Origin of the sequence: Tepidiforma sp., from assembly GCF_034433535.1 — a bacterium.
Taxonomy (GTDB): Bacteria; Chloroflexota; Dehalococcoidia; order Tepidiformales; family Tepidiformaceae; genus Tepidiforma.
Genome location: NZ_DAOUAO010000144.1, coordinates 1 through 8,827, shown reverse-complemented (window position 1 = coordinate 8,827; position 8,827 = coordinate 1). Strand labels below are relative to the sequence as shown.

General features: G+C 68.6%; 8 protein-coding genes and 1 pseudogene. 7 read left to right on the top strand and 2 right to left on the bottom strand.

Annotated features, from left to right (window positions below; genetic code table 11):
- Positions 1–112 precede the first annotated feature (112 nt).
- The 6 genes from VAE46_RS07980 (at position 113) to VAE46_RS07955 (ending at position 7,515) form a co-directional block, all read left to right on the top strand.
- Entirely contained in the window at positions 113–1,321 is a 1,209-nt protein-coding gene (locus VAE46_RS07980; protein ID WP_322796400.1) for a CoA transferase, read from the top strand.
- On the top strand, positions 1,318–2,643 hold the full coding sequence (locus tag VAE46_RS07975; protein ID WP_322796399.1) for a CoA transferase: 1,326 nt from the start codon (positions 1,318–1,320) through the stop codon (positions 2,641–2,643). Before VAE46_RS07980 ends, VAE46_RS07975 begins: the two co-directional genes overlap by 4 nt.
- A gap of 68 nt (positions 2,644–2,711) precedes the next feature.
- Positions 2,712–4,676, top strand: a complete 1,965-nt coding sequence (gene acs, locus VAE46_RS07970) for an acetate--CoA ligase (protein WP_322796398.1) — start codon at positions 2,712–2,714, stop codon at positions 4,674–4,676.
- A gap of 120 nt (positions 4,677–4,796) precedes the next feature.
- Positions 4,797–5,906 (top strand): acyl-CoA dehydrogenase family protein, encoded by a 1,110-nt coding sequence (locus VAE46_RS07965; protein ID WP_322796397.1) that lies wholly within the window; start codon positions 4,797–4,799, stop codon positions 5,904–5,906.
- Between the two features lie 162 nt (positions 5,907–6,068).
- The gene (locus tag VAE46_RS07960; protein ID WP_322796396.1) at positions 6,069–6,551 is read left to right on the top strand and encodes a hypothetical protein; all 483 of its coding nucleotides are present in this window, start codon (positions 6,069–6,071) and stop codon (positions 6,549–6,551) included.
- 103 nt (positions 6,552–6,654) lie between these two features.
- Positions 6,655–7,515 carry a matrixin family metalloprotease gene (locus VAE46_RS07955; protein WP_322796395.1) on the top strand — a complete coding sequence of 287 codons (861 nt, stop codon included), beginning with the start codon at positions 6,655–6,657 and terminating at the stop codon, positions 7,513–7,515.
- 18 nt (positions 7,516–7,533) lie between these two features.
- Here the strand turns inward: VAE46_RS07955 and VAE46_RS07950 are convergent, their stop codons facing one another.
- Positions 7,534–7,869: a zinc ribbon domain-containing protein gene (locus tag VAE46_RS07950; RefSeq protein ID WP_322796394.1), complete on the bottom strand. Its 336-nt coding sequence runs from the start codon at positions 7,867–7,869 to the stop codon at positions 7,534–7,536.
- A 31-nt stretch (positions 7,870–7,900) separates the two neighbouring features.
- Positions 7,901–8,542: a DUF402 domain-containing protein gene (locus tag VAE46_RS07945; protein ID WP_322796393.1), complete on the bottom strand. Its 642-nt coding sequence runs from the start codon at positions 8,540–8,542 to the stop codon at positions 7,901–7,903.
- 11 nt (positions 8,543–8,553) lie between these two features.
- Here VAE46_RS07945 and VAE46_RS07940 point away from each other — a divergent pair.
- A pseudogene (locus tag VAE46_RS07940) lies at positions 8,554–8,827 on the top strand (hypothetical protein); the annotation flags it as partial.

The following is an 8,827-nucleotide window of genomic DNA, read 5'->3' as shown; positions in this document are numbered from 1 at the left end:
TGGGGGATTCTACCGTCACCGGAAGCAAGGAGAAGTTCACCGCCCGCCGCGAGTCTGCTAGAGTGCCGCCACGCCGCAGGGCAGGCGGCGAGCAGGCAGCAGGAGGATGCTCATGCAGGCACTCGACGACGTGCGGGTGCTCGACCTCACCCACCATATCGCCGGCCCCTACGCGACCCGGCTCTTCGCCGACCTCGGGGCTGACGTCATCAAAGTCGAGCGCCCCGGGGGCGACATCGCCCGGCACCTGCCGCCGTTCAAGGGCGGCACGCCCGACCCGGAGCGCAGTGGGCTCTTCTTCTACCTCAACTGCAACAAGCGCTCCGTGGTGCTCGACCTGACGACCGACCCTGGCCGGGAGGCGCTGGCTGCCGTTGCCCGCCGCGCCGATATCGTGGTCGAAAGCTTCTCGCCGGGCACCCTCGACCGGCTCGGCATCGGGCTCGACTTCTTCCGGGCGATCAACCCGGCCCTCCCGGTGGTCTCCATCTCGAACTTTGGGCAGACGGGGCCCTACCGTGACTACCGGCTGAGCGAGCTCACGCTCTACGGGTTCGCCGGCGAGATGTACTCGATGGGCCTGACCGAGCGGGAGCCGGTGAAGATGGCCGGCACCGCCGCCCTGTTCGAATCGGGGGCGGCGGCTGCCGTGGCGATGATGGGCGCGCTCTTTGCCGCGAAGCGGTTCGGCATCGGCCAGCACGTCGATGTTTCGCTGGCGGAGACGCACTTCGGCGGCGTCGACCGGCGCCATGCGACGGCCATCGCCTACCAGTTCAGCGGACGCAAGACGATCCGCGCCGCCGGGGGCGGCGCCGGCATGCCGCAGGGCATCTACCCCTGCGCCGATGGCTATGTCGAGTTCACCAATGCCGGACTGCGGCCCGACCGCATCGACGACATGCTGGGGCACCCCGACTGGAACCAGCAGCCCCAGTTCCAGGACCCTGTCCAGCGGCTGGACCCGTACGTCATCGAAGAGTGGAACGCCTACTTTCTCGGCTGGTGCCTCGAACGCACCAAGCGTGAGGTCTGGGCCGAGGCGCGCCGCGCGAAAGTGCTCTGCGGGCCGCTCTTCACCATGGAGGACCTGTTCGAAGACGAACACTTCCGCAGCCGAGGGTTCTGGGCCACGGTCGACCACCCCGCGCTCGGGACCGTGGAGATGCCCGGGCGACCGTTCATCATGGGCAAGGGGGGATGGCAGCTGCGCCGACCGGCGCCGCTGCTGGGGCAGCATACGGAGGAGGTGCTGCGGGAGTGCGGGGTCGATGATGCCGCCATCGCCCGCGTGACCGCTGCTTCAGGAGGTGTGAGATGAGCCCGAAACCGCTCGAAGGCATCCGTGTCGTCGACCTCTGCGTGGTCTGGGCCGGGCCGTTCGCCACCATGCTGCTCGCCGACCTCGGCGCGGAGGTAATCAAGCCGGAGAACCCATTCGTCTTTCAGCCGATGACGCGCGGCGCCATGGCGCGCCCGCCGCAGGTTCTGCTCGACCGCAGCATCGCCTGGAGCGGGGGGCTGCCGCGCAATGAGGTCGGGCCGCGCCCCTGGAATTACAACCCGACCTTCGTCAGCCTCTACCGCAACAAGAAGAGCTTCACGGTCGACCTCCGCCGGCCCGAAGGGCTCGACATCCTCCGGCGGCTCGTCGCGATCTCGGACGTCGTGTACGAGAACAACGCCGTTGGCACCCTGGAAAAACTTGGTGTCACCGACGACTGGCTGCGCGAGGCGAACCCTCGGCTTGTCATCGTGCACGTGCCGGCTTACGGCCTGACCGGCCCCTACCACGACGCCCGGGCCCTCGGCGTGCATCTCGAGGCTGTGATGGGGCACACCCTGCTCCGCGGCTACGACGATGCCGATCCCTCGGCCAATACGGCCATCTATAGCGGCGACTACATGGCCGGAGCCCAGGGGGCCTTCGCTGTGATGGCCGCGCTCTGGCACCGCGACCGGACCGGCGAGGGGCAGACGATAGAGATCGCCCAGGCCGAGAACGCCGCGGCCATGTTCACCCACGCCATCATGGATTACTCGCTCAACCGGGTGGTGCAATCGGCGATCGGCAATCGCGATGTCCACGGGCGGTTCCCGTGCGGCGTCTACCCCGCGAAGTCGCCGGGGGACGCCACAACGATGGACGACCACTGGATCGCCATCCACATCGAAAACGATGACCAATGGCGGCGCCTCGTCGAGGTGATGGGGTCCCCGGCCTGGGCGCAGGACCCGCGCTTCGCCACCAATGCAGGCCGAGCCGAGCACTTCCGCGAGATCGACGCCCGCATCGCCGAGTGGACGCGCGAACGCGACGACTACGAGATGATGCACACCCTCCAGGCAGCCGGCATCGCGGCCGCGCCGGTGCTCGAGGCCTCGCGCATGTTCGATGACCCCCACCTGCGTGCGCGGGACTTCTTCAGGAAGCAGACCGTGCGCGATGCCGGCACCCACGAGTACGTCGGGCCGCTCTGGAAGTTCGAGAAGACGCCGGTGGAGTTCTACCAGCCGCCAGTCTGCTTCGGCGAACACAACGAGTACGTCTACCGGGAGCTGCTCAAGGTCTCCGAGGCCGAGTTCGAGGCGCTCAAGGCCGGCGGACACATCGCCGACGAGTACGACCCCAGCGTGCCCTGAGCGGGCGAACCGGTAGAATTCGGCGCAGCCGGGCTACCGGAAGCTCACCCTACCTACGGAGGCTCCCCTTGGCTGACGTCGGCCTGCCAGTCACCGAAATCTACGAACCGCCGGCGCACGCGCGCGAGGGCGCGCTCATCGCCGATATGGACACCTACCGCGCCATGTACCGGCGCAGCATCGAGGACCGCGAGGCCTTCTGGACCGAGATGGCGGAGCGCTTCCTCACCTTCTCGAAGCCCTTCGAGAAGGTGGTCGAAGAAGACCTGCGGGCGGGCCGCATCGCCTGGTTCCTCGGCGGCAAGCTCAACGCTTCCGTGAACTGCATCGACCGCCACCTTGCCGACCGCGGCGACAGGGTGGCTCTGCTCTGGGAAGGCGATGAGCCCGGCACCAACCGTCGCGTCACCTACCGTGAGCTCTCGGGCATGGTCAACCGCCTCGCCAACGCCCTCCGGCGCCGTGGCGTGCGAAAGGGCGACCGTGTCGCCATCTACATGGGCATGGTCCCCGAGCTGGCCGCTGCGATGCTTGCCTGCGCCCGCATTGGCGCCATTCACTCCGTGATTTTCGGCGGCTTCTCACCGCGCTCGATTCGCGACCGCGTCGACGATTCCCTGTGCAAGGCGATCATCACCCAGGACGAAGGGCGCCGTGGCGGCCGGGCCATTCCGCTGAAGGCCAACGTCGATGAGGCCCTGGCCGAACCTGGGCACAGCGTCGAGTTCTGCCTGGTGTACCGCCACACCGGCACCCCGGTGAGCATGACGCCCGGCCGGGACGAGTGGTGGCACGACGCCGTCGCCGCCGAACTCGAGGAATGTGAACCGGAGGAGATGGACAGCGAGGACCCGCTGTTCATCCTCTACACCTCCGGTTCGACCGGGAAGCCGAAAGGTGTGCTGCATACCCACGCGGGCTACCTGCTCCACGTGATGGCCAGCCACAAGTACGTATTCGATATCCGCGACGACGACATCTACTGCTGCGCGGCGGACGTCGGCTGGATTACCGGACACAGTTACATCGTCTACGGCCCGCTGGGCAACGGCTCGACGTCCGTGATGTTCGAATCGGTCCCGACCTACCCCGACGCCGGGCGGTACTGGGACATGGTCGACCGCCTGGGCATCACCGTCTTTTACACCGCACCGACCGCGATCAGGGCCATCGCCCGGGAGGGCGACGAGTTGGTGAAGAAGTACCGGCGCACCTCGCTTCGCGTGCTGGGCACGGTTGGCGAACCGATCAACCCTGAGGCGTGGCGCTGGTACTTCAACGTGGTCGGCGAAGGCCGCTGCTCGATTGTCGATACCTACTGGCAGACCGAGACAGGCGGCCACATGGTAACTGGCCTGGCCGGCGCGACGCCGATGAAGCCTGGCTCCGGCTCGCTGCCGTTCTTCGGTGTGCAGCCCTGCGTGGTCGATGAGGCGGGCAACGAGCTCGAAGGCAACGGCGTGACCGGCCGGCTCTGCATGAAGGCTTCGTGGCCGGGCATGATGCGGACCGTCTACGGCGACCACGACCGGTTCGTGCAGACGTACCTCACCACGTACCCCGGCAAATACTTCACCGGGGACGGCTGCCACCGCGACCAGGACGGCTACTACTGGATCACCGGCCGCGTCGACGACGTGCTCAACGTCGCCGGGCACCGGCTGGGCACGGCCGAAATCGAAGGCGCGCTGGTCGGGCACCCGGCAGTCGCCGAGGCGGCAGTCGTCGGCTACCCGCACGACGTGAAAGGCACCGGGATTTACGCCTATGTGCTGTTGAAAGCCGGGCATCGAGGCTCGCCAGAGCTAGCGAAAGAGCTGCGCGACGCCGTGCGCAAGGAGATTAGCCCCATCGCGACGCCGGACCGTATCCAGTTCGTGGAAGGCCTGCCGAAAACGCGCTCGGGGAAGATCATGCGCCGCATCCTTCGCAAGATCGCTGAAGGCGAACCCGAGAACGTCGGCGACGTGACCACGCTGGCCGACCCGGCCATCGTGCAGGCGATTATCGAAGCTACCGGGCAGGCGCAGTAAGCGCGGGCCGTTCGCGCGCCGCGAACGTTCCTGATACAATCCCGCCGCAACCGAATTGCCCGGCCGAACCGGGTTCGGACCGCCGCCGCGGTCACGACACAGTGAAAGGGACGCAAGCGAATGGACCTTGGCCTCAGCGAAGAACAGGAACTGCTGAAGAACTCCGCCCGTGAATTCCTCGAGAAGGAGTGCCCCGAAGAGCACGTCCGCGCCATGGAAGAGGATGAGAAGGGCTACAGCCCCGAGCTCTGGAAGAAGATGGCGGACCTCGGCTGGCAGGGCCTCATGATCCCCGAGGAGTACGGCGGCGCCGGCTTCTCCTTCCTCGACCTCTGCATCCTCGTGGAGGAATTCGGGCGCGCGCTCGTCCCGGGTCCGTTCATCCCCAACGCCGTCTGCGCCGCCGAGCTCATCCTGGCCGGAACCGAAGAGCAGAAGAAGAAGTACCTGCCCCGCATCGCCGACGGCAGCGCCATCCACACCTACGCCATCACCGAGCCGAGCGGCCGCTGGGACCGCGAAGGCATCGAGATGAAGGCCACCCAGAGCGGCTCCGATTATGTCCTAAACGGCACCAAGCTCTTCGTGCCCGATGCCCACGTGGCCGACTACCTGCACGTCGTCGCCTGGAAGCCCGATGGCCGCCTCAGCACCTTCATCGTGCCGCGCGCCCAGGACGGCATCAGCATCACCGTGCTGAAGACGATCGCCAGCGATAAGCAGTGCGAAGTGGTCTTCAAGGACGTGAAGGTGCCGGCCGCCGACGTCATCGACATGGACGACAAGACGGCCTCCCGCCTGCGCAACATGGCCACCTGCCTCGAGTGCGCCTACCTCGTCGGCCTCGCCCAGCGGGACTTCGAGATCTCGGTCAACTACGCCAAGGAGCGCGTCCAGTTCGGCCGCCCGATCGGCTCGTTCCAGGCGATCCAGCACAAGGCCGCCGATATGGTCACCGACGTCGACGGCATGCGCTTCATCATGTACAAGGCGGCCTGGGCCACCAGCGAGAACGAAGACTCGCAGGATATGGACACCGCCATGGCCAAGGCCTGGTGCAGCGATGCCAGCCGCCGCGTAGTGGCCCACGGCCAGCAGATCCACGGCGGTATCGGCTTCACCAAGGACTACATCATCCAGCTCTACTTCCGCCGCCAGAAGCGCGCGGAGCTGTTCTGGGGCGATGGCGACTACCACCGCGAGCGCGTCGCCCAGATGCTGGAAATCTAGCCCCGGCCAGCCCGGAGCAGCCGAAGCGGCCCTCCCTCACGGGAGGGCCCTTCTTTTTTGCCGTCTTTTCATGCATTTGTTGTCACAACATTTGAGTGGTGGGTTGCACCGGTCGATACTCACGGTGCACGGGCAAACCGGAGCATCCATCAGGAGACGGTTTTGTACGCATTGTTCCATCGAACGAAGCTGCTGGGGCTGGCCGGCGCGGCAGCACTGGCTCTGCTCGGCGGCGCCGCCTGCGGCGGAGGCGGGGGCGGCGGCACCGGGAGCGACGAGGAATTCGTCGCCGACGTGTGCAAGGCCGGGGCCCAGTTCCAGAAGGACCTCGAGGCGGCGTTCACCAAGATGGCGAGCGCCGACAGCCAGGAAGACGCGGTCAAGGCCGTCGCCGAGCCGTTCGAGAAGTTCGCCAATGCATTCAAGGACGCGAATCCGCCCTCCGACCTCAAGGAGTGGCACAAGGAAGCCAGCAACTCGCTGGATGACGCGGTTGCTGCTCTGAAAAAGGGCAACATGGATGCCGAGATCTTCAGCTCCGACACGCCCTTCCCGGACCCGCCCGCGGGCGCGGCGGAGCGCCTCCAGAAGATTGCCGAGAACAACAAGGATTGCCAGGACGCGGACCTGTTCTTCGGGCGGTAGCCGCCCGGCCGGCATCCCACGGCAAAGCGCACGCAAAGGGCCCGCGGGCAGCACCGTGGGCCCTTTGCTCGTCGTTGACCCCCATTTCAGGCAAGCTACCGGCGTGACCACCCGTCAGCACCCCTCCGGGACCGTCGCGCTCCGCCGTCGCGCGTACGTCGGCGGGTTCGCCGCGGCGATGCTCGCCGCCTGCCTGGCCCTGGGCGCATCGTTCGGCGGCAGCCGCGACCCCGCGGGCGATCCCGACGCCGACCACGTCACGCGCCACGTCCTCACCTGGGCCGACGGCGACGCCCCCGACCCCGAGCAGCCCGACGTCTCGGCGGCCTTCAGGCTCAACCCCAACCGCTGGAGCACCGCGTCGCTGCCCGTGACCGTCTACGTGAACCCGGCCGGGGCGCCCCCCGGTGCGCCGCTCGAGGCGCTGGTCGATGACGCCGTCCGCCAGTGGTCGAACGTCGAGGGCTCTGCCTTCGCCTTCCGCTACGGCGGGGTCTCCGATGCCACCGCCGGGGCCTGCGCGCAGGACCGGGCCCAGCGGGACGGCCGCAACACCGTCATCTTCGTGAACTGGCTCCCGACGGGCACCCTGGGGATGACCTGCACGGTCTGGTCGGGCGGGGCCGGCGGCCCGCTCTCGGAGTTCGATATCGTGCTCAACGCCAGCGTGGCCTGGTCGTGGGGCAGCACCACCGCGCCCGGCACGTTCGACCTCGCCTCGACGGTCCTGCACGAGCTGGGCCACGGCGCCGGCATCGGCCACCCCTGCCAGGGCGCGGGCGCAACCTGCACCGACGCCGAGCGGCGCGCCGTGATGTACCCCTCGCTGCGCTCCGGCGAACAGCGCAACCGACTTCAGGATGACGACCGCGCGGCGATCATCGAGGCCTACCCCGGCCCGCCGCGGCCGCCGGTCTTCAATCGGACGGTGGCTATCGTGGTGCCCGGAGTCGGCCGGGACTGAAGCTGCCGGCGGAGGCGGCTACAGCTCCAGGTCGTCCCAGGCGTGGCTGTGCGAATGGCCCCCGGGCCCGTGGCTGTGCCCGTGCGAGTGGCCGTGGCCGTGCGAATGGCTGTGCCCGCCGCCCCATTCGTGGGTGTGCCCTTCGCCGCCGTCTTCGCCGCCCTCCCGTTCCCAGGGCGCGGGGCCGTCCTCGATACCCGGCTGGGCATTGCCGGTGACCGCGAACCGGCCGAAGGCCTTGGCCGCCTGCTTGCCGCAGGCCGGGCAGGGGATGAACTGGAGCACATCGGACATGGGCATGCGCTTCTCGGTGCGCGTCCCGCAGGAGCTGCAGACGTACTCGTAGAGTGCCATAGCCCGATCGTGGTGCCCGGCGGGCGGTCGGTCAACGCGGCGGTTCCGGGCCGTACGCTCGGTCGCGTTCGGGCCAGGTGGTTGCCGGTTCGGCGTCCCAGCCCTCGAGCAGCGCCGGGGGCGGCCAGTCGCCGGGGGCCCGCCACGCCTCCCAGCCGTCGGAGAAGGGGCTGGCCCAGGCCTCGATCGCCCGCACGACCTCCTCGGCCTCGGCCAGCAGCCGCCCGGCGAACTCCGGGAGAAAGACGCCCTCGCGCACCCGCTGCTCGAACTCGTCGCGGTCCTTCCAGGCCCACGTCCTGTCGGGTCCGATGACGATGTCGAGCACGTGGTCGTTGGTGTCCACCCCGATGCGCGTCCGGCGAAACGGCTCTTCGAAGTTCACGTAGTAGCCGTGCAGCCGCCCGGGCGCATCCCAGCTCAGCCAGACCGAGTGCCCCCGCCCGGGGAACATCAGCCGGAGCGTATCGCGCCGCCAGCGGGCAGGCACCAGCTCGCGGGTGCCATCCGGGTGGTTGCGCCAGGCGCGGTATTCGACGCCGGCGGGAATCCAGAGTGCGAGCAGGTCCGGGCCATCGGCCACGACCCGTGCCGGCCAGCTCATGCCGGGGCGGCTGCCCACGCGGGTGATGTAGCGCAGGACAATCGCGTCGCCCGGGCGCCAGCGGTCCATGCCTCCCATCGTTGCCCTCCCGGGCGCGAGCGGCAACCGTCTACTGGGCGCGCGGCAGCGGGGTCGCGGTCGCCTTCGGCGGGACCGGCGTGCGGGTCGGGGTCGGTGTCCGCGTGGGCGTCGGCGTGATGGTCGGCGTCGGCGTGGGCGGCTCGGGCGTGGGCGTGGAAGTGGGCGGTGCACTCGTCGCCGGTGGCGGCTCGGTCGGGCTGCCCGTGCCGCCGCTGCCGGGGTTCGCACGCGTCGGGACCGGCGTCGCCGTGGGCTCAGGCGTCGGGGTGTCGT

Excerpts from the sequence above, each read along its gene's own strand:
- VAE46_RS07980 (WP_322796400.1), top strand. The coding sequence starts at position 113 with ATGCAGGCACTCGACGACGTGCGGGTGCTCGACCTCACCCACCATATC.
- VAE46_RS07975 (WP_322796399.1), top strand. The coding sequence starts at position 1,318 with ATGAGCCCGAAACCGCTCGAAGGCATCCGTGTCGTCGACCTCTGCGTG.
- VAE46_RS07965 (WP_322796397.1), top strand. The coding sequence starts at position 4,797 with ATGGACCTTGGCCTCAGCGAAGAACAGGAACTGCTGAAGAACTCCGCC.
- VAE46_RS07950 (WP_322796394.1), bottom strand. The coding sequence starts at position 7,869 with ATGGCACTCTACGAGTACGTCTGCAGCTCCTGCGGGACGCGCACCGAG.
- VAE46_RS07945 (WP_322796393.1), bottom strand. The coding sequence starts at position 8,542 with ATGGACCGCTGGCGCCCGGGCGACGCGATTGTCCTGCGCTACATCACC.